The organism is Moritella marina ATCC 15381, from assembly GCF_008931805.1.
GTDB classification, from domain to species: Bacteria; Pseudomonadota; Gammaproteobacteria; order Enterobacterales; family Moritellaceae; genus Moritella; species Moritella marina.
Map to the genome: position 1 here is coordinate 305278 of NZ_CP044399.1, position 26309 is coordinate 331586.

At 40.3% G+C, this 26309-nt stretch carries 25 protein-coding genes; 15 read left to right on the plus strand and 10 right to left on the minus strand.

All coding sequences use genetic code 11. The features are described from left to right. Nucleotides 1–92 precede the first annotated feature (92 nt). The 6 genes from clpP (at nucleotide 93) to FR932_RS01510 (ending at nucleotide 7467) form a co-directional block, all read left to right on the plus strand. Nucleotides 93–716 (plus strand): ATP-dependent Clp endopeptidase proteolytic subunit ClpP, encoded by a 624-nt coding sequence (gene clpP / locus FR932_RS01485; RefSeq protein WP_019440901.1) that lies wholly within the window; start codon nucleotides 93–95, stop codon nucleotides 714–716. An 82-nt stretch (nucleotides 717–798) separates the two neighbouring features. Further along, nucleotides 799–2073, plus strand: coding sequence for an ATP-dependent protease ATP-binding subunit ClpX (gene clpX, locus FR932_RS01490; protein ID WP_019440902.1), 1275 nt, complete (start codon nucleotides 799–801; stop codon nucleotides 2071–2073). Between the two features lie 154 nt (nucleotides 2074–2227). Further along, a complete protein-coding gene (gene lon / locus FR932_RS01495; RefSeq protein WP_019440903.1) occupies nucleotides 2228–4579 on the plus strand; it encodes an endopeptidase La in 2352 nt (783 codons plus the stop codon). 127 nt (nucleotides 4580–4706) lie between these two features. Next, complete coding sequence (locus tag FR932_RS01500; protein ID WP_019440904.1) at nucleotides 4707–4982, plus strand: HU family DNA-binding protein; 276 nt, start codon at nucleotides 4707–4709, stop codon at nucleotides 4980–4982. Nucleotides 4983–5070: 88 nt separating this feature from the next. Further along, nucleotides 5071–6975, plus strand: coding sequence for a SurA N-terminal domain-containing protein (locus tag FR932_RS01505; RefSeq protein WP_019440905.1), 1905 nt, complete (start codon nucleotides 5071–5073; stop codon nucleotides 6973–6975). Nucleotides 6976–7092: 117 nt separating this feature from the next. Then, on the plus strand, nucleotides 7093–7467 hold the full coding sequence (locus FR932_RS01510) for a hypothetical protein (protein WP_019440906.1): 375 nt from the start codon (nucleotides 7093–7095) through the stop codon (nucleotides 7465–7467). Nucleotides 7468–7564: 97 nt separating this feature from the next. On the opposite strand, the gene FR932_RS01515 is transcribed toward FR932_RS01510, so the two are convergent. The 5 genes from FR932_RS01515 to sapA are packed head-to-tail and all read right to left on the minus strand — an operon-like array spanning nucleotide 7565 to nucleotide 12849. Continuing rightward, on the minus strand, nucleotides 7565–8392 hold the full coding sequence (locus FR932_RS01515; protein WP_019440907.1) for a peptide ABC transporter ATP-binding protein: 828 nt from the start codon (nucleotides 8390–8392) through the stop codon (nucleotides 7565–7567). Further along, nucleotides 8377–9390 (minus strand): peptide ABC transporter ATP-binding protein, encoded by a 1014-nt coding sequence (locus FR932_RS01520; protein WP_019440908.1) that lies wholly within the window; start codon nucleotides 9388–9390, stop codon nucleotides 8377–8379. The genes FR932_RS01515 and FR932_RS01520 overlap by 16 nt, the downstream gene beginning before the upstream one ends. Further along, entirely contained in the window at nucleotides 9390–10280 is an 891-nt protein-coding gene (locus tag FR932_RS01525) for an ABC transporter permease subunit (protein WP_019440909.1), read from the minus strand. Before FR932_RS01525 ends, FR932_RS01520 begins: the two co-directional genes overlap by 1 nt. Next, nucleotides 10267–11232 carry an ABC transporter permease gene (locus FR932_RS01530; protein WP_019440910.1) on the minus strand — a complete coding sequence of 322 codons (966 nt, stop codon included), beginning with the start codon at nucleotides 11230–11232 and terminating at the stop codon, nucleotides 10267–10269. The genes FR932_RS01525 and FR932_RS01530 overlap by 14 nt, the downstream gene beginning before the upstream one ends. 3 nt (nucleotides 11233–11235) lie before the next feature. Beyond that, nucleotides 11236–12849: an ABC transporter substrate-binding protein SapA gene (sapA, locus tag FR932_RS01535; RefSeq protein ID WP_019440911.1), complete on the minus strand. Its 1614-nt coding sequence runs from the start codon at nucleotides 12847–12849 to the stop codon at nucleotides 11236–11238. 289 nt (nucleotides 12850–13138) lie between these two features. On the opposite strand from sapA, the gene tyrR reads away from it, so the two are divergent. The 3 genes from tyrR to FR932_RS01550 all read left to right on the plus strand — a co-directional run bounded on the left by tyrR (nucleotide 13139) and on the right by FR932_RS01550 (nucleotide 16992). Then, complete coding sequence (tyrR, locus tag FR932_RS01540; RefSeq protein WP_019440912.1) at nucleotides 13139–14707, plus strand: transcriptional regulator TyrR; 1569 nt, start codon at nucleotides 13139–13141, stop codon at nucleotides 14705–14707. A gap of 195 nt (nucleotides 14708–14902) precedes the next feature. Then, nucleotides 14903–15553: a DUF3108 domain-containing protein gene (locus tag FR932_RS01545; protein ID WP_240532382.1), complete on the plus strand. Its 651-nt coding sequence runs from the start codon at nucleotides 14903–14905 to the stop codon at nucleotides 15551–15553. A gap of 35 nt (nucleotides 15554–15588) precedes the next feature. Next, nucleotides 15589–16992, plus strand: coding sequence for a cobyric acid synthase (locus FR932_RS01550; protein WP_019440914.1), 1404 nt, complete (start codon nucleotides 15589–15591; stop codon nucleotides 16990–16992). 107 nt (nucleotides 16993–17099) lie between these two features. Here FR932_RS01550 and pdxH read toward each other — a convergent pair whose 3' ends face one another. Continuing rightward, nucleotides 17100–17753, minus strand: coding sequence for a pyridoxamine 5'-phosphate oxidase (pdxH, locus tag FR932_RS01555; RefSeq protein WP_019440915.1), 654 nt, complete (start codon nucleotides 17751–17753; stop codon nucleotides 17100–17102). Nucleotides 17754–17762: 9 nt separating this feature from the next. Further along, nucleotides 17763–18026, minus strand: coding sequence for a GrxA family glutaredoxin (locus FR932_RS01560; RefSeq protein ID WP_019440916.1), 264 nt, complete (start codon nucleotides 18024–18026; stop codon nucleotides 17763–17765). A 314-nt stretch (nucleotides 18027–18340) separates the two neighbouring features. Between FR932_RS01560 and pssA the strand changes: the two genes are divergently transcribed. The 4 genes from pssA (at nucleotide 18341) to FR932_RS01580 (ending at nucleotide 21587) form a co-directional block, all read left to right on the plus strand. Continuing rightward, on the plus strand, nucleotides 18341–19690 hold the full coding sequence (gene pssA, locus FR932_RS01565; protein ID WP_019440917.1) for a CDP-diacylglycerol--serine O-phosphatidyltransferase: 1350 nt from the start codon (nucleotides 18341–18343) through the stop codon (nucleotides 19688–19690). Between the two features lie 263 nt (nucleotides 19691–19953). Next, a complete protein-coding gene (locus FR932_RS01570; protein ID WP_019440918.1) occupies nucleotides 19954–20265 on the plus strand; it encodes an HlyU family transcriptional regulator in 312 nt (103 codons plus the stop codon). 36 nt (nucleotides 20266–20301) lie between these two features. Beyond that, a complete protein-coding gene (gene msrA / locus FR932_RS01575) occupies nucleotides 20302–20943 on the plus strand; it encodes a peptide-methionine (S)-S-oxide reductase MsrA (protein WP_019440919.1) in 642 nt (213 codons plus the stop codon). A 2-nt stretch (nucleotides 20944–20945) separates the two neighbouring features. Further along, nucleotides 20946–21587 carry a M50 family metallopeptidase gene (locus FR932_RS01580; RefSeq protein ID WP_081588315.1) on the plus strand — a complete coding sequence of 214 codons (642 nt, stop codon included), beginning with the start codon at nucleotides 20946–20948 and terminating at the stop codon, nucleotides 21585–21587. 23 nt (nucleotides 21588–21610) lie between these two features. Here FR932_RS01580 and FR932_RS01585 read toward each other — a convergent pair whose 3' ends face one another. From FR932_RS01585 to FR932_RS01595, 3 genes are all read right to left on the minus strand, one after another. Next, on the minus strand, nucleotides 21611–22435 hold the full coding sequence (locus FR932_RS01585; protein ID WP_019440921.1) for a 4'-phosphopantetheinyl transferase family protein: 825 nt from the start codon (nucleotides 22433–22435) through the stop codon (nucleotides 21611–21613). A gap of 54 nt (nucleotides 22436–22489) precedes the next feature. Continuing rightward, nucleotides 22490–23038 carry a hypothetical protein gene (locus tag FR932_RS01590; protein ID WP_019440922.1) on the minus strand — a complete coding sequence of 183 codons (549 nt, stop codon included), beginning with the start codon at nucleotides 23036–23038 and terminating at the stop codon, nucleotides 22490–22492. A gap of 88 nt (nucleotides 23039–23126) precedes the next feature. Then, entirely contained in the window at nucleotides 23127–23909 is a 783-nt protein-coding gene (locus FR932_RS01595; RefSeq protein WP_019440923.1) for a sulfite exporter TauE/SafE family protein, read from the minus strand. 299 nt (nucleotides 23910–24208) lie between these two features. Here FR932_RS01595 and FR932_RS01600 point away from each other — a divergent pair, with 299 nt between their 5' ends. Together FR932_RS01600 and FR932_RS01605 are read left to right on the plus strand one after the other, a co-directional pair. Then, nucleotides 24209–25555: an aminotransferase-like domain-containing protein gene (locus FR932_RS01600; protein WP_019440924.1), complete on the plus strand. Its 1347-nt coding sequence runs from the start codon at nucleotides 24209–24211 to the stop codon at nucleotides 25553–25555. 56 nt (nucleotides 25556–25611) lie between these two features. Continuing rightward, nucleotides 25612–26250 carry a hypothetical protein gene (locus FR932_RS01605; RefSeq protein WP_019440925.1) on the plus strand — a complete coding sequence of 213 codons (639 nt, stop codon included), beginning with the start codon at nucleotides 25612–25614 and terminating at the stop codon, nucleotides 26248–26250. The last annotated feature ends 59 nt before the right edge of the window (nucleotides 26251–26309 follow it).

Below are 26309 nucleotides of genomic sequence, written 5' to 3' on the forward strand. Positions count from 1 at the left end.
GTTGATTCGATTGAACAAAATACGTAATTAAGCGCTATAATGGCTCGAGTGAGGGTATTTCACTTGGGCCATTTTTATTTAGGGATGATAATATGTCAAAATTTTTTAATGATATCACAGAGTCTCCGTCAAACGCGTTAGTCCCTATGGTTGTTGAGCAAACAGCTAAAGGTGAGCGTTCTTATGACATCTATTCTCGACTTTTAAAAGACCGTGTAATCTTTTTGACTGGCCAGGTTGAAGACCACATGGCTAATCTAGTTGTTGCACAGTTACTTTTCTTAGAATCAGAAAACCCAGATAAAGATATTTTCCTTTATATCAATTCACCAGGCGGTTCTGTTAGTGCGGGTATGTCAATTTATGACACCATGCAGTTCATCAAACCAAATGTGTCTACAATTTGTATGGGCATGGCTGCGAGCATGGGGGCATTCCTTCTTGCTGGTGGCGAAAAAGGTAAGCGTCACGCATTACCTAACGCTAAGATTATGATTCACCAACCGCTAGGTGGTTATCAAGGTCAAGCATCTGATATTGAAATTCACGCCAATGAGATTCTTAAAACTAAGCGTAAATTGAATGAAATATTAGCTGCACATACTGGTCAAGAGTATGATCGTCTTGCTGCAGATACAGACCGTGATAATTATATGACGGCTGCTGAAGCGATGGATTACGGTCTTATCGATACAGTAATAACAAAACGTGATTAAGTAATTTTTGACAGGTCGAGCCTCTTTTAGCCATAATTAAGATTAGGCATAAGATTTTCTACCTGTAATGTGAGGTTATCGAATGACAGAAACAAAAAATGGGGATAACGGTAAATTACTTTATTGTTCTTTTTGTGGCAAAAGCCAACACGAAGTACGTAAGCTAATTGCTGGCCCATCTGTCTACATTTGTGATGAATGTGTTGATCTTTGTAACGATATTATTCGTGAAGAGATTAAAGAAATTGCACCAAAACGTGAAGGTGATGAGTTACCAACACCGCATCAAATTCGTGGCAAATTAGATGATTACGTCATTGGCCAAGATCATGCTAAGAAAGTATTAGCAGTTGCGGTATACAATCATTATAAGCGTTTACGCAATGGCGATACATCAAACGGTGTAGAACTAGGTAAGAGTAATATTTTATTAATCGGTCCAACTGGTAGTGGTAAAACATTATTAGCTGAAACGTTAGCGCGTATTCTTGATGTACCTTTTACTATGGCTGATGCAACAACATTAACTGAAGCTGGTTATGTTGGTGAAGATGTTGAAAACATTATTCAGAAACTATTGCAAAAATGCGATTACGATGTAGAAAAAGCCCAACGTGGTATTGTCTACATTGATGAAATTGATAAAATTTCACGTAAATCTGATAATCCTTCTATTACTCGTGACGTATCGGGTGAAGGTGTTCAGCAAGCATTGCTAAAACTGATTGAAGGGACTGTTGCTTCTGTACCGCCACAAGGTGGCCGTAAGCATCCTCAACAAGAGTTTTTACAAGTAGATACATCTAAGATCTTATTTATCTGTGGCGGCGCATTTGCTGGCTTAGATAAAGTGATTGAAATGCGTACCAACGTAGGCAGTGGCATTGGCTTTACAGCAGAAGTAAAAGGTGAAGCTGAAAAAGCAACTTTATCTCAAGTTTTTGCAAAAGTTGAACCACAAGATTTAGTTAAATTTGGTCTTATCCCTGAATTTATCGGTCGTCTACCTGTGACTGCGACATTAACAGAACTTGATGAAGCTGCATTAATTCAGATCTTAACAGAACCGAAAAATGCATTGACGAAACAGTATTCAGCACTCTTCGACTTAGAGGGTGTTGAGCTGGAGTTCCGTGAAGATGCGCTGATTGCAATTGCGAAAAAAGCGATGTCTCGAAATACGGGTGCTCGTGGTTTACGCTCAATTGTAGAAGCTGTTTTACTCGATACTATGTATGATCTTCCTTCAGTTGAAGATATTAGCAAAGTTGTGATTGATGAATCTGTAATTAAAGAAGAATCAGCACCAATTTTGATTTATGAAAATACTGAAAACAAAGTAGTATCAGCAGACTAGTGTTAGATTTTTAAACACTTACTGTTAAAAAGGGGCGCAATGCCCCTTTTTTTATATTATTTTCCATAATTTAAGCTCCTAGCATTGATTGTTGAGTAATAACCCCTATATATTCAATATTAGCCCTTAGTCCAGTTTTATAAGTGAGGACAAGATGAGTTTTGAGCGTACGGAAAGCGTGAATATCCCTGTATTACCATTGCGTGATGTTGTGGTTTATCCCCACATGGTAATTCCTTTGTTTATTGGCCGAGAAAAGTCAATTCGTTGTCTTGAAGCCGCAATGGATACAGATAAACAAATATTTTTAGTTGCACAAAAAGATGCAGCGCAAGATGATCCCCAAGTTGAAGATCTAAATAACGTGGGTACCGTCGCTAATATTTTACAAATGTTAAAATTGCCTGATGGTACTGTAAAAGTATTAGTCGAAGGCACACAACGAGCTAAATTAAATAGCTTGAGTGATGGCGATGATTACTTCCAAGCTGAAATTGAATATATGATCTCTGAATCTGTCTCTGACGATGAAGAAGAAGTACTTATTCGCTCTGCTATTGGTCAGTTTGAAGGTTATATCAAACTAAACAAAAAGATCCCTGCTGAAGTATTAACATCAGTAACGGCGATCGACGAAGCTGCGCGTCTTGCAGATACAATGGCAGCACACATGCCGTTGAAATTAGAAGACAAGCAAGTGGTGTTAGAGCTAAGTAACGTTGCAGAACGTCTTGAGTTCCTAATGGCACAAATGGAATCTGAAATCGATCTATTACACGTTGAAAAGAAAATTCGTACACGTGTTAAAAAGCAGATGGAAAAAAGCCAGCGCGAATACTATTTGAATGAGCAAATGAAAGCGATTCAAAAAGAGCTTGGTGAATCTGAAGATGGTGTTGATGAATTTGAACAATTAGCTGAAAAGATTGAGCAAGCACAAATGCCTGCTGAACCAAAAGCTAAAACCATTGCCGAATTAAATAAATTAAAAATGATGTCTCCTATGTCTGCAGAAGCCACTGTAGTGCGTAGTTATATCGATTGGATGGTTTCAGTTCCTTGGAAGAAACGTTCAAAAGTTAAAAAAGATATTGGTAAAGCGTTAGAAGTACTCGATGCAGACCATTTTGGTTTGGATAAAGTAAAAGAACGTATTTTAGAATATCTCGCAGTGCAAAGCCGTGTTAATAAGCTTAAAGGTCCTATCCTTTGTCTTGTTGGTCCTCCTGGTGTTGGTAAAACATCGTTAGGTCAATCGATTGCGAAAGCAACAGGTCGTAAGTATGTTCGTATGGCACTTGGTGGTGTACGTGATGAAGCTGAAATCCGTGGTCATCGCCGTACTTACATCGGTTCTATGCCGGGTAAACTTATCCAAAAAATGGCGAAAGTTGAAGTACGTAATCCATTATTCTTGTTAGATGAAATTGATAAGATGGCGTCGGATATGCGTGGTGATCCTGCATCGGCATTGCTGGAAGTATTAGATCCAGAGCAAAACACTACGTTTAACGATCATTATCTTGAAGTTGATTATGATTTGTCTGACGTGATGTTTGTTGCCACATCAAACTCAATGAATATTCCTGGTCCATTACTTGATCGTATGGAAGTGATTCGTTTATCGGGTTATACCGAAGATGAAAAACTGAATATTGCTAAACAGCATTTACTGGATAAGCAAATTGAGCGAAACGGTTTAAAAGCGAAAGAAGTTACGATCGAAGATAGCGCAATAATGGGAATTATCCGTTATTACACGCGTGAAGCGGGCGTGCGTTCACTTGAACGTGAAATTTCAAAGTTATGTCGTAAAGCAGTTAAGCAGATTTTATTGAATAAAGCACTTAAATCAGTGGTTATCAATGAAGCTAACTTATCTGAATATTTAGGCGTGCAGCGTTTTGATTTCGGTAAAACTGAAAGTGAAAGCCGTATTGGTCAAGTAACTGGTCTAGCGTGGACTGAAGTCGGCGGTGATTTACTGACGATTGAAACGACATCTGTTCCTGGTAAAGGCAAGCTTAACTACACTGGCTCATTAGGTGAAGTGATGCAAGAGTCTATTCAGGCTGCGATGACTGTTGTTCGTGCTCGTGCTGAAAAGTTACGTATCAATAACGACTTCTACGAAAAACGTGATATTCACGTACACGTACCTGAAGGCGCTACACCAAAAGATGGCCCGAGTGCGGGTGTCGCTATGTGTACTGCACTTGTATCTAGCTTAACGGGTAACCCTGTACGTGCAAACGTTGCAATGACAGGTGAAATAACGTTGCGAGGCGAAGTATTACCTATCGGTGGCTTGAAAGAGAAGTTGCTTGCTGCACATCGTGGTGGTATTAAGCGTGTCTTGATTCCGAAAGAAAATGAACGTGATCTAGAAGAAATTCCAGCAAACGTGATCGGTGATCTTGAGATTCATCCAGTACGTTGGATTGAAGAAGTTCTGGTGCTTGCGCTAGAAAATCATCCTGATGCTTTCGAAGTGATATCAAAATAGTGTAATGACTTTATAGGTTGGAGTGTTTATTCAGACTTGAATAGTCACTTTAACCTTGTTATAAACGCTATCAACGTTAGTTCTATTTATGTTCCGTTATATAAATAACTAAGATTAGGGGAAGAAAGTGAATAAAGCTCAACTGATAGACAGTGTTGCCGTTAAAGCTGATATTTCTAAAGCTGCTGCTGGTCGTGCTATTGATGCAATGATCGAATCAGTAACAGAAACACTTGAAAAAGAAGAATCTGTTACGCTAGTGGGCTTTGGTACTTTTAGCGTGCGAGATCGTGCGGCACGTACTGGCCGTAACCCACAAACAGGTGAAGAAATTCAAATAGCAGCATCGAAACTGCCAGTATTTAAAGCTGGTAAATTGTTAAAAGATGCATTAAAAGCATAAGCTATTCGTTAAGAATTATTGAGTAAAGGCGCACCACAAGGTGCGTTTTTATTGTTATTTACTGTATTGCAGTTTAGAGAATACAATTATGTTAGAGAAATTTCGCGAAGGTTCACAAGGACCGGGTGCTAAGATTATTTTAGGTGCAGTGATCGTTACATTTGCCCTTGCTGGTGTAAGTAGCTATCTAGGTACTGGTGGCGCTCAATCTGCGGCAACAGTGAATGGTGTTGATATCTCAACACAAGCACTCGAAAATCAAGTGAGAACAGATCGTTCTCGTTTAGAATCTCAACAAGGCGAATCATTTGCCGCGCGTTGGGAACAGCCTGCATTTCAAAATCAAGTACGTCAGCAGTCTCTTAATACGTTAGTTGCGCAAAATCTATTACAACAAATGACGGATGACTTAGCATTACGTATTGGCGATGAAAAAATCCGTGGTTATATTTTTGCAATGCAAGAATTTCAAACTGACGGTGTTTTCAATGATGAACGTTATGTTAGCTTGTTACGTCAAAGTGGCATGACACCAGCGCAATTTGTCGAACGTCTACGTGCTGATTTTGCTCAGCAACAATTAACTGACGCACTTGTAAACTCTGAATTTAGTTTGCCAAATGAAGTGCAGCAATTAGCTGCATTACAGAATCAACAACGTCAACTAAGCCAACTTATCGTGCCAGCAAATAAATTTGCTGCTGATATTGTCGTTACTGACGCTGAAGTAAGTGATTATTACAATGCGAACAGTGGATCTTTCCAGACACAGCAGCAAGCATCTGTTGATTACATTTTAGTGGATATGAAGGACATCAGTGCAGATATCCAATTAGCTGCTGACGATGCTGAAAGTTACTACAATGAACATCAATCATCTTACGCACAAGAAGATAAGCGTAAAGTGGCGCATATCCTTGTCGCATTTAATGATGATGAAGCAGCTGCAGAACAGAAAGCGCAAGATTTACTAACACAAATTCAATCAGGCGCAGACTTTGCTGAGTTAGCGAAATCATCATCAGATGATACGTTTAGCGGTGAAAATGGCGGTGAATTAGATTGGTTAGAAAAAGACATCATGGATCCTGCATTCGAAACGGCTGCATTTTCATTAGTTAATGATGGTGATGTGACAACCGAGCTAGTACGAAGTGATTTTGGTTTCCATATCATTAAACTACTTGCTGTTGAACCAGGTAAAGTAAAAGCATTTGCAGATGTTAAGGCTGCGATAGAAACGCGTTTGAAGAATGAACAAGCGGTATCACGTTTTGATGAGTTAGCTGAGAAATTAGCAGAACAAGCATTCGAAGTGCCTGATTCACTAGACGTTGCATCTGAAGAGACTGGTTTAAAAATTGTGTCAACAGAGCTGTTCTCGGCAGACGCTATTCCTGCACCATTAAATGATCAACGCATTGTGAGCACATTATTTGACCAAGATTTTATTGCGGAAGCGTTAAATTCTGAAATCATAAATCTATCTGATACGCAAAGCATTGTTGTTCGTATTAATGAATACAAGCCACAAACGACAAAACCATTAGCAGATGTTAATACTGAAATCGTGGCTCGTTTAACAGCGACTAAAGCAGAGCAAAAAGCATTAAGCTTTATGAGCACTGTATCAGCTAAGATTAATGCTGGTGATGATGTTACGACAGAATTAGCAAGTGTTGATGCAAGCTTTACTGCACCGGAATGGCTAAGCCGTTTTGATTATACAAAAGCAGACTTTAAAGTATTGAGTAAATTATTCTCAATGCCGAAACCTGCTGCTGCAGAAGCAAGCGTAGCAACAGAAACATCGCTTAATGGCGATGTAACCTTGCTTAAATTCACGTCTGTACGTGATGCGGAAACGAATGCTGAAGAAGCAACTCGTTTAGCGGATACGTTGAAAAACATCAATGCTCAAGCTGACTATGAAATGTTGATACAAACGCTGATTAAAGCGGCTGATGTATCTTATCCTGCTGTTGTAGAATAAAACATAACGTAATAACAGGGCTAGCCAGACGCTAAAGTTGTCTGTGTTAAGTGAGTTAATGGGATCTCGGTGTGATTGATATTGCACCGAGATTTTTTGTTATTAAAAGCGAGCTTTATGATTAAATATATTATTACCTTGATTATGACTACACTGATCTTATCGGTCGGAGTGTGGCTTTATTTACCTAAAGACAACCCGTTGTTAGGTGAGTGGATCTCGACAGATAATATTTATGGTAAACCAGAACGGCTGGTATTTACTGAATTCGGTATGTTTAAAGATGGTAGTCATGTACCAGCCGAGTTTGATATATCACGTCAGAAGGTGACTGTAATTACGAATCTAGCGAGTACCGAGTATTTATTAGTGAGTGATAATATGATTAAGCAGCGGGTTCCTCGTCAAACATGGCGTTTTTTCTTGCGTGCAAAGGCGATGAAAAACATGAAAGGGACATTAAAACAAAGCCAGGTTAACCGCTACAATTAATGCCAATGATATTGTTTGATAATATAAGTTCGATCATGTAGTTCGACAATGTAGTTCTATCGTGTAAACCCATAATGGTCATCAGCGATGACGGGAATTACTTACAATTAGTCTTCTTCATATTATATTGATTCGACAATATTTGTCCGCACAATGCCGCTGTAGGATTAGAAAAAAGCTGTTCACTATTTCCCTGTTCGATGCATTCGCCTTGATGCATAACAATCATTTTATCACTGATATGCTTCACCAAGCCCATGTTATGAGTAACGATGATATAAGAGATGCCAATTGTTCTTTGCAGTTCTAACATCAGATTAATCATCTGTGAGCGCAATGAAATATCCAGAGTCGATAAGGTATCATCAGCAATGATAATTTTAGGGTTTAAAATAAGCGCCCTCGCTAACGCTATGCGTTGTTTTTGTCCACTTGATAGCATAGGCGGATAGAAGGTTGCATACTCAGGTAGCAAGCCTACTAGTCGTAATGTATCGGTTATTTTCTCAGTACGTTTAGCCACAGACATATCAGTGTTTAATTGCAGTGGTGCGTCTAAGATTTGTCCCACACTCGTACGCGGGTTAAGTGATGTTTCAGGGTCTTGAAATACCATACGAATTGACCGACAGCGTAAATCTGAATTACCCACATCCAGCTTGCAACCATCAATATAGATATGACCTGTTGTCGGCGGTATAACTCCCGCTAGTAACCGTGCAAGGGTTGATTTTCCCGATCCAGTTTCACCAATAATCGCCAGTGTTTCGCCTCGATTTAAACTAAATGAAATGTCATTAACAGCAACGACTTCCTGACGCTTAAAAAAACCGGTCGGGTTGATGTAGGTTTTGCCTAATTTTTCCACCCGTAATAAAGGCTGAATACGTGTTGTAGATGGGCTGTTGATTATTTCTTCTGGCATTTTTTACTCTTTAACTCATCCGTATTTAACGGAAAGTGACAACTAAACATATGACCTTTAACTTTTTGCATTGGCGGTGTTATCACACAGTTTTTTTGTGCGTTAGGACAGCGAGGCCCCAGTCGGCAACCAATCGGGAGGTGATGTAATAGTGGCACTTGACCCGCCAAGGTATTTAAACGTGCTTTGTGTGGTACGCGGCTAAAGTCGGGGTTTGCCCGTAACAAAGCATCAGTATAAGGGTGGTGCGTATGATTAAATACTTGATCTCGAGTACCACTTTCAACCATTTGCCCACAATACATCACGGTCATATTGTCCGCTAAGAGGCTCACGGTTTCTAAATCATGGCTAATTAGCAAAATGGTAGTGTGGGATAATTTATTTAATTTATCTAATAAGCGTAATATTTGATTCTGAGTTTTGGGTTCCATTGCCGTTGTCGGCTCATCAGCAATAAGTAGGCGCGGTTTTTTGGCAATCGCCATCGCTATCATGACTTTTTGGCAAAGGCCCTCAGAGAGCTCAAAAGGGTAACTGTTCATCACCTTTTTATGATCTTTTACACCGACTTTATGTAAGAGGGCAATGGCTTGTTTTTTACGCCAATTAAAGCGTTGCCAAAAATGACCAGTAAATTGATCACAAGGAATGGCTTCAGCAAGTTGCTCGCCGGCTTTTTCTGAAGGGTCCAAATGAGCGGCGGCATCTTGAAAAATCATGCCAATTTCTTTACCCATGACTCGACGGCGTTGCACAGGGGTTAAATTAAGTAAATCAATATCCCCTAATCGTAAGCGATCAGCACGTACCCGCCAGTTGTCTTTGGTGATGCCCATAATGGCTTTTGCAACCAGACTTTTCCCCGAGCCTGATTCACCTACCAATCCACGCACTTCACCATCACTCAGAGTGATGTTAAATTTATCTACCGCTTTTAATGTACCTTGCGGTGTTACGATCTCGATCGTGAGATTTCGGATATCGAGCAGTGCCATTAATCAACTCCCGCAATGACTGATTGTCTTAAACTTTCACCAACAACATTGACAATGAAAATAGTGACTAGAATAGCGAGTCCAGGCAGGACAACTGTCCAAGGTGCAATGAATACCAGATCGGTGGCGCCGGATAGCATCGTACCCCATTCAGACAGTGGGCGTTGTGCACCTAGCCCTAAAAAACCTAATGCACTAATATCAATTATAGCTGACGAGATAGCGCGGGTAAGCAAATTAACCAGTGTTTCGATGATATTCGGAAAAACACCATAGCGAATAATACGGTAGTTGTTTGCACCATCGAGTTTGAGGGCAATAATGTATTCTTTCTGCAGTTCTTGATAAACGGACAAGTAGACGCCACGAATAAATTGTGGGATTGAAGCGAGTAAAATCGCTAACAAACTGTGGTCTAAACCAGGTCCAAGCACAGAAATAAAAATGATCGCCAATAACAATGATGGGATAGACAACGCCGTGTCCATGATGTGATGCAAGGTGCTCGATAGCAGGCCACGGCTTATCGCAGCTGTAATGCCAATTGTCGTGCCTATAATCAACGCGATGACACTAATAAGTAGCGCATTACCAAATGTTAAGCGTAAGCCATATAATAACCGTGATAGTACATCGCGACCTAAATCATCGGTACCAAAGAAGTAATCAACAGTGCCTTGTTCATCCCATGACGGTGGCTGTAATAGTAAGCTCGCTTGGCGTACATCGGGCTCGTGCGGTGCAATAAAAGGCGTAAAAACCATGAGGAAAAATAATAAGCCTAGCGCCCATAAAGCGGCCATTGCAATTTGCTGTGATGAATAATGTTTCCAGGTTTGCTCTGCTGGAGACAAAATGTGTTCATCCCCAAAGACATTAATGTTGGGCATAAAGTTCTTTCCTGCGAATTGGATGAATAACAACAGTCAATATTTCGGTTAATACATTGGCGGTCACCACGAAGATTGCCACTGTTAACATCCCTCCTTGGATCGCTGCATGGTCTTGTTGGTAAATGCTATTGATTAACCAACGGCCAATACCTGGCCATGAGAATACCGCTTCAGTGACCATGGCAGTGGTTAACACGGTACTAAATTGCAGGCCTAAATGCGGGATCATATTGGGGATTGCGTTACGCAGTACGTGGCGCATAATAATTTCTGTCTTACTCAAGCCTTTGCTTGCGGCAGCTTTAATGTATTTTTGCTTCATTACGTCACTGACGTGATTACGCATTTGACGGATAACTTCGGTCGTCGGTACGGTCGCTAATACAATGGTTGGTAACAATAAATGCTTAAGCGCATCGTAAAATGCATCTTGGCTATGCGGGTTATCAGAAACCAGCGTATCAATAAGCATAAAGCCGGTAACTGAATCAATATCATAGAGTAAGTTAAGGCGGCCTGTTACTGGTAGCCAATTCCAATTTAAGGCAAAATACATCATCACTAATGATGCTAACCAGAATACGGGGATTGAAAAGATAAACAACGAGATGCCCATGATAGTGCTATCCAGTGAGCTACCACGTTGCATGCCTGCAATTGTGCCAATCGGTACACCAATCATAATCGATAGAATAAAGGCACTAAAGCAGAGCTCTAACGTCGCGGGAAATACTGTCAATATTTCATCTAGAACTGGTTGTCCTGTCCCACTTGTTACGCCTAAGTCACCTTGCATAATCGCAAGTAAGTAATCGACGTAATTACTGAGTATATTACCGTCTAACGGTAAGTCACCCGGCACTCTGCTACGGAGATAAAAACCAATGACTGTTAAGGCTGTGACCGTTATAACGAGTAGATTAATACGTCTTATAATATAAAAAAACATAAGTTACTGCCGTACTGTATTAATGAAATTGATGCCACCGAAAGCGGTTGTTTCAACGCCTTTCAGTCCCGATGTATAGGCATGTAAACGTAACGAATGTGCCAATGGAATCAGTGGTAACTCTTGTTGAATAATTTCTTGGGCGCGATAATAGAGCGTCACGCGTTCAATGTATTCTGTTTCTGTGACGGCCTGGTTAATCAAGTCATCAAATTCGGAGTTGCACCAGCGAGTATAGTTAGAGCCAGTGTTAATCGCGTTGCAACTTAATTGGAAACGGAAGAAGTTATCTGGATCATTATTATCAGCCACCCAACCTAATAGGTAACTATCATATTCACCTTGTTGTAATTTCTTTTCCATGAGCTGCCACTCATATTTTATTATTTTTACCTCGATACCAATTTGTGCTAGCTCTGATTGAATGAGCTCTGCCATTTTCACTGCATCTGGATTATAAACTTGTGATGATTTTAACGCCATAATATTCATTTTGAAACCATTTGGATAACCCGCTTCAGTAATTAATTGACGGGCATAGGCAAGATTGTATTTATAGCTCTTAAGGTAGGGATTATAGGCCCAAGAGACAGGTGGTAAAATGGATTTAGCGTTTACACCTGTATTGTAATAAACCGCTTGTAATAAGGTTTCTTGATTGATGGTATGCGCAAGCGCACGGCGTATTTTTGGATTGTTAAAAGGGGCTTTTTCAGTATTAAAAGCCCAATAAGCCACGTTTAACCCGGTCTCTACCGATATTTTTACACGGTCATGTTCACTTATCATCTCTACCTGACTTGCCGCCGGATAGGCCATAATATCGCATTCTTGAGTGAGCAATTTGGCTAATCGCGATGATGAATTAGGGGTGATATCAAAAATTAATTGTTCAATTTTCGAATTTTCGCCCCAGTAGTCCGCGTGTTGTTGATAGCGAATAAAGTTATCTGTGCGATATTCTTTAAACTTAAAAGGACCCGTTCCTATCGGCAGGTTATCAATATCGGCTTTTTTGTTTAACGCGAGCAAGGTATCGCCATATTCAGCAGATAATATAACGCTAAAATCACTGGCTAAATTAGCAATAAACGAAGAGTCTGGTAACGTGAGATTAAATTCAATGGTGTAATCATCAATCTTAACGAGTGATTGGATCTGCTGGTCGAGTTCAATCCCCTGAAAAAATGGATAACCATCTTTTGAAACGTCATGGTAAGGATGAGTCTTATCTAGTATTCGCGTAAAACTGAAGATAACATCGTCGGCATTAAACGGGCGCGTCGGCGTAAAGTAATCCGTTTGGTGAAAACGTACGTTTTTACGCAAGAAAAAGCGATACGAGAGACGATCTGCAGATATTTCCCAATCAATGGCTAAACCCGCTTTGAATTGCTGCGTATTAGGATCAATGAAGAGTAAACGATTATAGAGTTGACTCGTTGTTGCATCCAGGGTCACATTTGATGTGGCAGTTTGTGGATTAAATGAACTAGGGCTACCTTCTGTGCAATAAGATAGACCGTTCTGCTTTATTGGGGTTTGCTCACCGCATGCTGTTAACAGCAAGAGAACGGTTAAAGGTAGTATATTTTTAATCAAATTTAGAATAGGCATATTGTTTTATCACGATTACTTACCTTGTTAATTTATCATTAAGGCAATGTTCAACCAAGTTAATCTGGCGCTTTTACACCATAATAGTTAAATTTTTTTAAATATGAAGTAAAAGTCGATTTATATCAGCCAGTTTTATTGGGGTTGGATGTTATTTAACAGCCTTGCTAAGGATTTATTTCTATCATCAATGTATCTGCTCGTAATATGACTTGCTACATTTTATTGGCATTGATGGCGCTGTTTACATGCTATTATAAACGCATAGTATTTTATGGTGGTTACAGTAATGCGTTTGGAATTAGTTTGTGAAGATAGAGTTGGTATCAGCCGAGAGATCCTTGATTGCTTTTTAGCGCGAGACATTAATTTATCAGCAATTGAGATCCAACAACCAGATCGAATATTTATTAAATCACCGAATCTCGAGTTTTCTGACTTACAGGCGTTAATGGCGAACCTTCGTCGCATTAGCGGTGTGTGCGACGTTAAAACCGTGAGTTATCTACCCTCTGAACTAGAGCATCAAGAAATTCAAACCTTGATGACGAATTTACCTGATATTGTGTTTTCGGTGGATGTAAAAGGCCTAGTGTCTTTGGTCAATACACCTGCATTAACTGCGCTTGGGCTTTTGGAGTCACAAGTGAAAGGTCATTGTATTAGCAATTTCGTTAAAGGGTTCTCCATTGCTAAATGGCTAGAATCAGAGGAGGTCTGCGCGCAAACACAAAAACTGACCCTATTAGATGAAGATTTTCTTGGTGATATTCTCCCCTTGAGTATTAGCAGTGATATCAATCAAGTTGCACTATCGAAAGCTGCTGTCGCCGTCAAACCTGATGAATTAGTTGGTGCGGTGATTATCTTAAAATCTGTTGACCGTATTGGTAAGCAATTTAATTTCCTGCGTACCTTTCAATTTGCCGCCTTTGATGAGATCCACGCTAAAAGTGATAAAATGAATGTCTTAATCAATACCGCAAAAAAATTAGCCAGATTGGATGCGCCGTTAATGATTTTGGGTGAAACCGGGGCGGGCAAAGAACTGATTGCGAAAGCATGTCATCAAGCGAGTGGGCGTTCACAACATCAATTCTTAGCGCTTAACTGTGCGGCTGTCCCTGACGCAGTTGCAGAGTCAGAACTGTTTGGTGTCGTCACTGATGACGGTGAAAACAAGCGCGGTATTTTTGAATTAGCCAATGAAGGTTCGGTATTGCTAGATGAAATTGGTGACATGTCACCGTACTTACAAACTAAGTTCTTACGGTTACTGGAAACTGGTTGCTTCCGTCGCGTTGGTGATGAACAAGAAGTCCGTGTTGATGTCCGTATTTTTTGTACTACGCAAAATGATTTACCACAGCTGATTAGTGACGGTAAATTCCGCCAAGATCTGTATTATCGTTTGAATGTATTATCGATGACAGTGCCTGCACTACGTGAACGTAAAGAAGATATTATTCCGCTTTGCCATTCGTTCTGCAGTGTGTTTAGTCATGAACTTCAGCGTACTAAACCACAGTTAAGCCGTAATGTATTGGATCTATTACAATCTTACTCTTGGCCTGGCAATGTACGTGAATTACGTAATGTCTTGTATCACGCACTGACGTTACTTGAAGGCGATGTACTAAATCCATGTGATTTAAACTTACCGACGACGAACAATAGCAGTTTTGATGAAGCCTTGTTTGATGGCTCACTCGATGAGGCCTGTAAGCGCTTTGAAAAACTGTTATTAGAGCGTCTTTATCCGTCTTATCCAAGCACGCGTCAGTTGGCAAAGCGCTTAGGGGTATCCCATACCGCGATTGCCAATAAGTTACGCGATTATCAAATAACTAAGAAATAGTAATGGTTAAAAATGTACTTATAGATCTCAAATATTAAGATCTATAAGGCAAATAGACTAAAATTATTAAGGCTTATAAACCAAAGAAGCCAGGGCTTTCATCTGACTAATGGTTGCGACTTTGAAGGAGTTCAGAGAATGACGATATTGACCAAATTTGTTTACATGATGATATTGACTATAGGGAGTTATGCGATGACCGTATCTTTAGCTCAAGCTAAAATCTATCCTTTCCAAGCGAAGTATGCGGTGTATTACAAAGATGTTAGATTTGGTAGTGGTGAGCGTACATTACGCCGTTTAAGCGGTGACAGCTATAAACTGACAACGCAAGCCAGCGTATTATTTGGCACTGGCGACTATACCAATAATTCGTGGTTTGATTTTAAAGATAATGTATTAACCACTGATCGTTACGAACATGAAACATCGGTAATGGGCTTTGGTGATGTGTCATCGGCTTCTTTTGAGGATAATGGCGACATTCTAATGGATTTTGAAGATGGCCATGTCGAGATAAAATCAAAACCGGATGTAATGGATGTCGGGGCCATGACGATTGTAGTGCAAAATGATCTTAAGTTAGGTAAAACAGCATTCAGTTACGAATGGGTATTTGAAGAAAAACTAGAAACCATTGCCTTTGAAGTCGTACAAGAAGAAACCATTAATACGATATTTGGCGATATGACCGCGGTTAAGGTCAAAGAAGTTAAAAAGAAGAAAAACCGTGCGACTTATTATTGGTTTGTACCTAAATTAGATTACCAGCTTGCGCAAGTTGAAGTATATAAACATGGCGTACGCAAATCGTATTTAAAACTCACCGATCTTACTTTTCAGTAACCACTTGCACTTAATACTTTATTAAAGAAGATAAAATGACAAAGCCAATCATGATTATGGGGTGTACTAGCGACGCCGGTAAAAGTTTCGTTGTCGCCGGGTTATGCCGTATGTTTGCTAATCGTGGTGTCAGTGTGGCGCCTTTCAAAGCACAAAATATGAGTAATAATGCCGCTGTCACAGCACTTGGTGCTGAAATTGGCCGTGCGCAATACTTGCAAGCTATTGCCGCTAAAGTGCAACCTGATGTGCGCATGAACCCTGTATTACTCAAACCCAGTGCCGATACTCAAAGCCAACTTATTCTAAATGGTAAACCTGCGCCAGAGCTAAGCAACATACCGTGGATGGAGCGTAAAGATCACCTTTTTGAACATGTTGAAAAAGCATTAGGCGATCTACAGCAAGATTTTCAACAAATTGTGATAGAAGGGGCGGGCAGTCCTGCCGAAGTGAATTTACGTGCCAGTGATATTGTTAATATGAGCGTGGCTTTGGCGTGTAATGCAGATGTATATCTGGTTGCTGATATTGATAAAGGTGGCGCATTTGCCCATTTACTTGGTACTTATATGTGCCTTGCCGAGGCTGAGCAAAAGCTGATTAAGGGCTTTGTGTTAAATAAATTCCGTGGCGACCCCTTATTATTAGGCAATGCGATGGAGTGGTTAGAAGATAAAACCGGGGTACCGACAGTGGCTAATATTCATTATTTTCCACACCGTTTACCGGAAGAAGATACCTTGCACCACCGCGCTGAATTTAAAAGTGGGCAGATTAATATTGCGTTAATCGCTTATCCTTATGCTGCTAATATGGATGAGTTCGATAACTTGATCCATCAAGATAACGTCAGTGTTGTGCCATTGCGTGATGGTCAATCATTGGCTGACTTTGATGCCATTATATTACCGGGCAGTAAAAACACAGCGGCGAGTTTATTGCATCTACGCGAATCGGGACTAGCCAACGAGATCAGCAAGGCCGCACAACGTGGTCAGCCAATCTTCGGCATTTGTGGTGGTATGCAATTACTTGGCGAGCAGATCCTTGATCCGCACCATATTGAAGGGGGTGACGAACAAGGCTTAGGGCTATTGCCTATCGTCACGGCACATGCACAGACGAAAACCACCAAACAACGTGATATTGATTGGCAAGGTTTTAAATTATCGGGTTATGAAATTCATCACGGTAAAACAACAATAAGTAAAGAGAGTGAAAAGACCCGTTGTAAAAGCTTTATCGAAGCGGATTTAGGCTGGCAGCAAGGTAATATTTATGGCTGTTACCTACATGGTTTGTTTGATAACAAAGGTTTTATTAATCAGTTTTTAGGTAATTTAGGCTGGGTCGGTGAAGCTGACGACCATACGGTAAGCTTGGATGCGGAATTAAACCGTGTTGGTGATATGTTTGAAAATTTAAAGTGGTTATAAGTCGAGAGTCGTCATAAACGCGAGCTAAAAATAAAGCAGGTAACCTGCTTTATTTTTAGCTGTTAAGTCAACCTATACTGCACTTGTCATATTAAGTGTAGGCCTTATTAAGGTGCTAGGCGATCAACACGCCAATCATTACCTTCTTTGACATAACTAAAGCGATCATGAAGACGATCAGCTTTACCTTGCCAGAATTCAATACTGCTTGGTTTTACCAGATAACCCCCCCAAAATTCAGGTAGAGGCACTTCTTTATCCGCAAATGTACTCGTCACATCTTTAACTTGTTGTTCGAGAATTTTGCGAGAAGAGATCACTGAACTTTGTCTTGATGCCCACGCGCCAATGCGGCTACCACGCCCACGAGACTGGAAGTAAGTGTTAGAGTCTTCAGTTGAGATCTTTTCGACCACGCCCTGAATACGTACCTGACGCTGTAAAATGTTCCAGTGGAATGTAATGGCTATATGTGGATTTTGAGCGAGTTCTTGGCCTTTTTTACTTTCGTAATTAGTAAAGAACACAAAGCCTTCTTTAGTTAATTCTTTCAGTAATACCACGCGGCATGAAGGATATCCATTCGCATCAACAGTTGATACTGTCATGGATTCAGGTAAGACGATGCCACAATCCTGCGCCGCTTTGAACCAGTTTTGAAACTGCTCAAAGGGATCAACACTTGGATCAAGGTCGGGCAAGTCGACTAATACGCCTTGCCCTAGGGTAAATGCACAACGGATCTTATTAAATAAAGACATTGCTACGCCTTATGCATATAAGCCTAAGTTTGCTTTAGCAAACTGTTCAAATTCAGTGCAACCGCCAACGTGTTTTTCATCAACAAAAATTTGTGGCACAGTGTTTACCGGTACGCCTGCTGATTTTTCTAGATCAGCTTTGCTGATACCTTCTGCAAGCATATCGATGTAGTTATAATCAAAATCTGCATTGTCAGCTTTTAATGTTTCTGCAATTTGTTTTGCACGTACACAGAAAGGGCAACCAGGACGACCAAAGATAACTGTAAACATAATATAAAAACTCCGGGTAAAAAAATTGCTTAGCACGTGATATGTACTCTATTATCAAGTACCAGTTGCTAGTGAGTGAATTCACTCTATATGGCTACATGATATGTTTTTCTGAAATAAAATGAAATTGTTTATTTAATAATCATCAATAGGAATTAACTATTGATGATTAATTTAACATTATCGGTATAACTTTTGTTAAGAAATGTAATTTTTCAGCACTGAGTTCTAATAATTGCAGAGATAAATAGCAATCATGAGGGGGATGGGTGATAATTATCTATTAACTTTTATAAATCAGCTTGAAACGACATATGAAATCATTAGAGTTTTATCAATCTACGATTACCAACTTAAAGCAACTGCCGATGTCGGCAGGGCATATTGATGTTTTATTTTCAGCGCGTGATTTTAAAACAAAAATATTAGATTTAATTGCTTCATCTTCGAAACGTATTTATATTTCGGCTTTGTATCTTCAAGATGATGATGCAGGTAAAGAGGTACTTAATGCGCTGTACCAAGCACGAGTAAATAATCCTGGCTTAGTGATTAAAGTGTTTGTTGATTTTCATCGCGCACAACGCGGTCTTATTGGCCAGAAAGAACATGGCGGAAATGCTGACCTGTATAAAGACATGCGCAAAAGACTCGGTGATAAAGTCACGATCCTAGGCGTGCCAGTTAAAGGTAAGGAAGTGCTGGGTGTATTGCACCTTAAAGGCTTTATCTTCGATGATAGCGTGCTGTACAGTGGCGCCAGTATTAATGATATCTATCTGCATCAAGCAGACAAATACCGTTGTGACCGTTACCATGTATTGTATAACCCTGCATTAGCGGATTCGATGGTCGCGTATTTAGAAGATTACTTTGTAAGCCAAAACGCGGTAACCCGACTTGATGATGAATCTATCCCTACAAGTAAAGCCTTGAAGCAAGATATTCGCCACTTCAAACAAACGTTACGTAGCGCGCAGTATCATTATATTAATAGCACCCCAGAAAGTAATGAAGTGGGCATCACGCCTATTTCAGGGTTTGGTCGTCATGGTAATAAATTAAATCAAACCATCACGAACTTGTTACGCGCAGTTGAAAGCGAAGTGACTATTTTTACGCCCTACTTTAATTTGCCGCTATCAATATCGAAAGACATTAAGCGTCTGTTAAAACGTAATGTTAAAGTAACCTTGGTTATCGGTGATAAGACCGCGAATGACTTTTTCATTCCACCGGAAGAACCGTTTAAGGTGATATCTGCACTGCCTTATATTTATGAAACATATTTGCATAAATTTGTAAAAACGTGCCAATCTTATATCGATCAAGGTTTGCTTAACGTGCGTTTATGGACTGATGAAGGCAATAGTTTCCACCTTAAGGGGCTGTGTTGTGATTATAAGTATCATCTGTTAACAGGCAATAACTTAAACCCACGCGCTTGGGGTTTAGATCTCGAAAATGGTCTGCTAATTCATGATACCAAGCAGTTATTGAAAGATACTCTGCAAGCTGAGCAAGAACATGTGATGAAAAATACCCGACGTATTAAACACCTTTCTGATTTAGAAAGTATGTCGGATTATCCAGCACCAGTGCAGAAATTTATGCGCCGTATTAAAACGACGCGCTTGGATATGTTGCTAAAACGTATCTTATAATGTAGCGACGTTAAATGCTGAATACTATTCACAAAGGCTTGTTACTGCTGCAGTAACAAGCCTTTGCTGTTTTTAATGGTTAATAACCCACTCATGGTACGCTTCAGTTAACACTTCTATAATAATGATATTGCGACTCAAGTCATATTGTGGTGAAAATGAGGTAGGCGTAAATTAGTTTCATTCCGTATAAGACTATTGCTCTGTTCTAGCTAGCTGATTATACTCTGATTAACTATTAAACAATAAATTGGCCGCGACTTATGTTCGGATTATTAAAACGATTTTTTTCTGCGTCTATGGATTCGGATACTAAACCTGTCGACAACAGAGCAAATGTTGAACCGGTACATTACAATGAATATCTTATTTTTGTCATGCCACAAGAGGAAGGCGGCCAATATCGTGTTGCTGGGTTAATTGAAAAACCAGTGATTGGAGATGAACAAGCGGACAATTTAAAGCATCAATTTATTCGTTCTGATGTGTGTATGAATAAACAGCAAGCTGAACAGATCACGTTACAAAAGTGCAAGTTATTCATCGACCAAGTCGGCGATAGCATGTTTAAGTAAACACTGTCTTTTGACCCATTACCGTTGGAGTTCACTATGTTTTTTGAAAAAAATAAGTTAACTATGATTAGTAAATCGGATGCGTTGCCGGATAATCCGACGGCAATTTCAGTTGATGCATTTCATTATGTTGCGGGCACAAAAATGGTTCCGCCGTTTGCTGAACCGTATCAAGTCTGCTATTTCGCGATGGGCTGTTTTTGGGGCGCAGAACGTTTGTTCTGGTCAATTCCCGGTGTTGTAACTACCGCCGTGGGTTATCAAGGCGGTTACACAGTACACCCGCGTTATCAGCAAGTGTGTACTGGTCAAACAGGGCATACTGAAGTTGTGTTAGTGGTCTTTAATCCTGAAGTGATTAGCTACGCAGAATTATTGATTTTGTTTTGGGAGAATCATCAACCAACTCAAGGTATGCGCCAAGGTAATGATAAGGGCACGCAATATCGTTCAGCCTTGTACTGTACTTCACAACAACAATTGTCTGAAGCGAAAGCATCTGCTGCGCACTATCAGCAAGCATTGTTAGAGGGTGATAGCGCTGAAACGATCACCACTGAAATTGATATGGCTGCCCCATTTTATTATGCCGAAGCAGATCATCAGCAATACTTAGCTAAAAACCCACAAGGCTATTGCGGTTTAGGCGGCAGTGGTATTTGTTACCCGAGTAATTAAACATGAGCGCGAGAGATAGACGCATTCTATTTATACTGGTATTTACGGTGCTCGCTTTTATGTGGCAAAGTGCGCTTATTGCACCACTGAAGATCCTCGTGGTTTTTTTGCATGAGTTAAGTCATGCGTTAGCCACTTGGTTTACTGGCGGTAAAGTCGTGGAGTTTGTCGTGTCGGCTTATCAAAGTGGCCACGTTCGCTCTATGGGCGGCTCTCGATTTATTATTTTGAGTGCCGGTTATTTAGGTTCATTACTGTTTGGTTTGTTATTTTATGCTGCGAGTAGCCGCCGTAAAACCACTGATATTAGTTTAGCGTTATTGGCTATCACCATGTTATTGGTTGCTGTGTTCTTTGGTGGTACTTTATATACAATTGGTTTTGCAGCAGTGATAGCCTTGGCGATCATGGCATTGTTAAAATATGCCAATGCAGCGATCAAGCAAACGGTGTTATTAGTGTTTGCCAGTGCCAGTATGATCTATGTGCCTATCGATATTTGGCAAGATACCATAGTGCATAGTGGCTCATTATCTGACGCCCGTATGTTGGCAAATGAAATGGGCGGCGCGACTTTTATGTGGGGCGGTCTGTGGTTTGTCGCTAGTTTGTATTTTATTTATTTAACACTGCGTAAATCTTGATTCTAGTGATTCAACGATTGCACTTACATTGTATCGACCACAATATTTTTCAGTATCTGAATATGGGTATTATCAGTGAGTTTAATATCACTGATAATGCTTATATCAAACCGCTTGCTCATCACTTCACCTAGCACTTCATCCCGAGATTCATAACGACCTGAACATACATTCAACGATTGGCAATGCGTAAACACATTATCACGTAATAACGTCGCTATCGGTTGCTTGATGGCTTTGGCTAACGCCTCTTTTAACGTCCATATACGGTATAAAGCTTTTGCATGTACTTCCTTGCTTACCTGCTCAGTAACACCTTCAGTTTGACTCATACAGGCGTGTAATTCTTCACTGTGGTAATAATGCTTTGCCACTTTTTCGAGTGAGCGTTTGTTCGAAAGCCATTCTAAATCGACACCCAGTTGTATTGATTTAAATACAGGCCGCTGGCTTGGTACAAGGGCTACGATCACGTGGCCGTGCGAGTGGGATATACAAGCGTGTAGCGTGATAGCTTGGTTATTTTGATAGACCTTTAAGCAAGTATCTTTATCATCGAAGAGCACGGTCAGGGAGTTAAAATCATAGCCGAAGTATTGGTTCGCATAAGTTTTAATAATAAAACGACTCGCGAGGTATTCTTGCTTTGCTTGCAATTGTTTACGCTTGGCTAATATGGACTGTTCTTGTGGTTGTAAATATTGCGTAGCCAGTGCCGAGATCTGCTCGCTAGCAATGGTGTTACTGTTAAATAAGTACACGTCCATTGGTGCATCAGTATTGATTCGCAAGTCGCTATGCGAACTAAAGGTTAATTGCTGACGAAAGAATAAGGCAGTGTGTGGCATGCAAGCTGAGACCGTTATAGTGCTGTGGGCGCAAAGTATAACAATCTCTGTCTGTTACTTCAGTAAACTGCGGAATTTTTTTTGTTGCTGTAATAGCCACTCTGGTGTTGTTGAGGTAATACCTTCAGGCTTGAGCATTGGATGTAATCGCATTATTTTATTCACCGTTAACTCGTGTTGCTGTTCGATATCGATAAATAAGATGCTCTTACCATTTTCGAGGGATTGTTTGAATACTTTGCTATTAATATCGGGCAGGTGAATATCAAGGTTTTCACCTTCCCAAGTGCAAAATACCACTATCACTAAAGCTAATAGGATCATTGGCATTCCGCCCAGTGGTCCAAGATACCAACCTTGAATATAGGTCATTAGCAAAATACTGACCGCGACCAGCATACCAATCGCAGCGCCGATATCACCATTCTTCATTAAGCCTTTCTTTAATGCATCATCAACTTGATATAAATGATGCTTGCTGAGGGATTCATCATCATTGGTTAAGGTGTGGGTCTGAGATTTATCGATGCCAAAGGACTGCAATTCATGTTCGATTATATCCAGTTCATCCAGAGAATCGATTATATAATAATGCCTTAACATGGTAACCACCTTACAGCTTAATGGCATGATAGTAATTTTAGCGCACAACCTTATTAGTATAGTTGATTATAGTTATACTAAAATGGATTTACATTAATAGAAACTTATAACCTAACGAGACCATCAATAACATCAGCGAAGCGGATAATGTTTTTCGCACAAAGTCAGGACCAAATTTCATTGCTGATACACTGCCTAGATGGTTACCGATTAGGTTCATAAGCACTAAAGGTAGCGCCAACATATAAAGTAACTTACCCGCTAACATAAACGCAATCAGTGCCCCGATATTCGATGTAAAATTGAATAACTTGGAAGTTGCAGAGGCCGATACTAAATCAAACTTTAACAGGTAGTGCAGGACTAAGATCAAGAAACTACCCGTACCTGGTCCAAAGAAACCATCATAAAAACCAATTACAAATACGGCTAATGGTACGCCAAAATAGATAACCTTAGTATTAACGACTTGTTCGCTATGGCGATTATCTTGCTTAGGAATAAAAGAGATGATGATGCCAATGGGTAGCATACCAAGGATTATCTTACCCACAGTATCAGGGTCAAAGTAGAGGATCGCTTCGGCGCCCAGGTAAGCACCCACTAATCCTGCTGGGATCCCCGACGCGACTGCATTCCAAATGACCTTCTTGTTTTTGACAAAGTTTCGGATCGCCGCAATAGTGCCCAGTGTGCTGACTATTTTTTCTTGCCCCAAAGCAAGCTGTGGTGGTAACCCCGCTAAGATGAATGAGGGCACGAGTATTAGGCCTCCACCGCCAGCAACACTGTCAATAAAGCCTGCTGCAAGCGCAGATGTCATTAATGCTAGCAGTATCCATAGCGTTATATCTGAACCAAAAATTTCCATTGTTATTCTCCTATCGGTATAAATAATTTAGTCATCCTGGTTGATCCACACTGATCATGATTGGATCTGCAATGTTAAAATCACAATGACATATGTCAATTATTACGGTATTGCATTACGGTGAGGTATGTCAATTACATTTGTACAATTAATTAACAATCACGCTTTTATGACTCGGTGCTTTTGTGAATAGATAAATAGAGAGGTGTGATGGATCTAGCGCTGTATGTTTTATGCCAGCAAGGTAAACTAAGGGTAATCAATATTATGTTTTTATTGTGTTCATCAGAGGCAAGTTAATGAGTGATATAAAGTTTCGACAGATCGCCGAAACCATTGAAGCTAGAATTAATACCGGTGTCTATCCCGCTAATACCAAATTACCACCACATCGGGTGCTCGCTGATGAGCTTGAAACGACGCCAACAACAGTGTCTAAAGCTTATAAATTATTGGCAGAAAAAAACAAGGTAGAATCCTTTATTGGTCGTGGTACGTTTGTCTGTGGTGATTCGGAATTGGAAACGGTTATTCAAGCACCAGAAGATGATGCGGATTATAATTTTTCGATTTTACAGCCTTGCTTAAAACACAATGTGTTACCACTGCAGGCCGCCTTTCAGAAAACCTATGCAACATTACCGAGTGAACTATTAGGTTATATTGAACATTCAGGACATCTAGCGCATCGACAAGCGGGGATGAAATGGGCGGCAGAGTTTGGTTTGTCAGTATCTGATCCTGAGCAAATATTGCTTGCTAGTGGCGCGCAAAATGCTTTGGAGATTTTGATCCAGACCTATACCAAGCCGGGTGATTGTATTGCCGTTGAAGCATTTACTTATCCTGGTATGCTCTCTATCGCTAATTTATTGGGCCGTCGTATTGTCGAAGTTCCGATGGATGATAAAGGCATGTGCCCGATTGCGCTGAAACAGACTATTCTTAGCGATAAGCCAAAAGTGGTTGTCATCGTGCCGTCACATCAAAACCCGACCGGTGTGACTATGCCGAAAGCGCGTAGAGAAGCGATTGCCAAGGTTATTCGAGCAGGGGATATTTGGCTATTAGAAGATGATATTTATGGCTTCTTAAATGAAACTATTATCCCAGCTATCAGTAACTACATTCCGGAAAAGAGTTTTCACATTACTAGTTTGTCGAAAGCGATCAGTCCGGCGTTACGCTGTGCCTTTATTAAAGCGCCAAAAAGTGAAGTCCGCAGAGTAGGGGCATGTATTCGTACATCTATTTGGCTAGCGTCACCGCTTAACTTTGCAGTGGCAACTCAGTTGATTAATTCTGGTGAAGCGTTTGCCATGGCTAACAAACAAAAACAATTGGCAACGCAGCGTCAAACGTTCGCGACTAAGCAATTTGGATTTTTAGTCTGCAGTAGTCAACCGACAAGTTATCATGTTTGGATCCAACTACCTGAACACTGGCGACAAGAGCATTTTGTAATGGAAGCAAAAAACCAGCAACTGTTGGTGAGTAGTGGTGGTTATTTCTCGCAACAGAGTGATAAAAGTAATCATATTCGTTTATCGTTAATGGCGATAGATGACGAACAACGTTTTCAGCAAGGTATTGTATTGTTAGCGGATCTAATCAAAGGTGGGCAAGGTTCACATTTCCTGTTTTAATTACTTAACCTACTGCGATATAAGTGAATAATACGACATTGGACTAAGGAGAGTTTATGTTGAAAAATACCATAACGGGCATACTTATTTTAAGTTGTTCCGGCTGTGTTTTATTGGAAAAGAAAGATCCGATAGCACCAGTCATCGACCCTGAAGATGCTATTACCCCGGAAGTATTGTTTGCACCAGAAGCAACGCCGATATCTGCAGCTGAGTGTGCTGGTGACATGGAGTTACCAGTCGAGTTTAGTCGTAAGTTTACTGCTATATCAGATCCAGCGCTGTTAGCGGAATCCATTGATGAAGCAGGCAAAGGCAAACTCTGTCAGGGTCAGGTTTATGTGGCTAAGCAGAATACGCAAATTATGTTGTTTCGCGCTTGGAATAGCAGTAATTCAGCAAGTGAATTCGGGGATTGGTGGGCACTCAAAAGCCCGCGCGGACAAGTCGCCCAATATCGCAGTGATTATCAAATATGCTATCAATGGTCGCCGTTAGATAAAATGACCCTGTGTAGTTTAAAAGCGGGTGCTAAAGTGGTTATCGGTACGGGGCAAAGTACCACGTGTTCGTCATATCTTGAGTATCCAAGTTCTGCCAAGAAACAAGTTTATGTTGCCAATGCTGAAGCTAACTTATTTGATTGTAATAGTTACAATGCGGAATTTAACTGGACGCCTATTATTAAGAATTAAGAATTAATCTTTATGATTAGTTGTTAATGCTTATTCATAATTAGTTCAGTTAGTGTTTT

Excerpts from the sequence above, each read along its gene's own strand:
- tyrR (WP_019440912.1), top strand. The coding sequence starts at position 13,139 with ATGCGTTTGGAATTAGTTTGTGAAGATAGAGTTGGTATCAGCCGAGAG.
- FR932_RS01510 (WP_019440906.1), top strand. The coding sequence starts at position 7,093 with ATGATTAAATATATTATTACCTTGATTATGACTACACTGATCTTATCG.
- FR932_RS01570 (WP_019440918.1), top strand. The coding sequence starts at position 19,954 with ATGTTCGGATTATTAAAACGATTTTTTTCTGCGTCTATGGATTCGGAT.
- FR932_RS01600 (WP_019440924.1), top strand. The coding sequence starts at position 24,209 with ATGAGTGATATAAAGTTTCGACAGATCGCCGAAACCATTGAAGCTAGA.
- FR932_RS01560 (WP_019440916.1), bottom strand. The coding sequence starts at position 18,026 with ATGTTTACAGTTATCTTTGGTCGTCCTGGTTGCCCTTTCTGTGTACGT.
- FR932_RS01525 (WP_019440909.1), bottom strand. The coding sequence starts at position 10,280 with ATGCCCAACATTAATGTCTTTGGGGATGAACACATTTTGTCTCCAGCA.
- FR932_RS01595 (WP_019440923.1), bottom strand. The coding sequence starts at position 23,909 with ATGGAAATTTTTGGTTCAGATATAACGCTATGGATACTGCTAGCATTA.
- clpX (WP_019440902.1), top strand. The coding sequence starts at position 799 with ATGACAGAAACAAAAAATGGGGATAACGGTAAATTACTTTATTGTTCT.
- pdxH (WP_019440915.1), bottom strand. The coding sequence starts at position 17,753 with ATGTCTTTATTTAATAAGATCCGTTGTGCATTTACCCTAGGGCAAGGC.
- FR932_RS01520 (WP_019440908.1), bottom strand. The coding sequence starts at position 9,390 with ATGGCACTGCTCGATATCCGAAATCTCACGATCGAGATCGTAACACCG.
- FR932_RS01605 (WP_019440925.1), top strand. The coding sequence starts at position 25,612 with ATGTTGAAAAATACCATAACGGGCATACTTATTTTAAGTTGTTCCGGC.
- FR932_RS01550 (WP_019440914.1), top strand. The coding sequence starts at position 15,589 with ATGACAAAGCCAATCATGATTATGGGGTGTACTAGCGACGCCGGTAAA.
- lon (WP_019440903.1), top strand. The coding sequence starts at position 2,228 with ATGAGTTTTGAGCGTACGGAAAGCGTGAATATCCCTGTATTACCATTG.
- FR932_RS01545 (WP_240532382.1), top strand. The coding sequence starts at position 14,903 with ATGACCGTATCTTTAGCTCAAGCTAAAATCTATCCTTTCCAAGCGAAG.
- FR932_RS01585 (WP_019440921.1), bottom strand. The coding sequence starts at position 22,435 with ATGCCACACACTGCCTTATTCTTTCGTCAGCAATTAACCTTTAGTTCG.
- pssA (WP_019440917.1), top strand. The coding sequence starts at position 18,341 with ATGAAATCATTAGAGTTTTATCAATCTACGATTACCAACTTAAAGCAA.
- FR932_RS01580 (WP_081588315.1), top strand. The coding sequence starts at position 20,946 with ATGAGCGCGAGAGATAGACGCATTCTATTTATACTGGTATTTACGGTG.
- FR932_RS01505 (WP_019440905.1), top strand. The coding sequence starts at position 5,071 with ATGTTAGAGAAATTTCGCGAAGGTTCACAAGGACCGGGTGCTAAGATT.
- sapA (WP_019440911.1), bottom strand. The coding sequence starts at position 12,849 with ATGCCTATTCTAAATTTGATTAAAAATATACTACCTTTAACCGTTCTC.
- FR932_RS01515 (WP_019440907.1), bottom strand. The coding sequence starts at position 8,392 with ATGCCAGAAGAAATAATCAACAGCCCATCTACAACACGTATTCAGCCT.
- msrA (WP_019440919.1), top strand. The coding sequence starts at position 20,302 with ATGTTTTTTGAAAAAAATAAGTTAACTATGATTAGTAAATCGGATGCG.
- clpP (WP_019440901.1), top strand. The coding sequence starts at position 93 with ATGTCAAAATTTTTTAATGATATCACAGAGTCTCCGTCAAACGCGTTA.
- FR932_RS01530 (WP_019440910.1), bottom strand. The coding sequence starts at position 11,232 with ATGTTTTTTTATATTATAAGACGTATTAATCTACTCGTTATAACGGTC.
- FR932_RS01590 (WP_019440922.1), bottom strand. The coding sequence starts at position 23,038 with ATGTTAAGGCATTATTATATAATCGATTCTCTGGATGAACTGGATATA.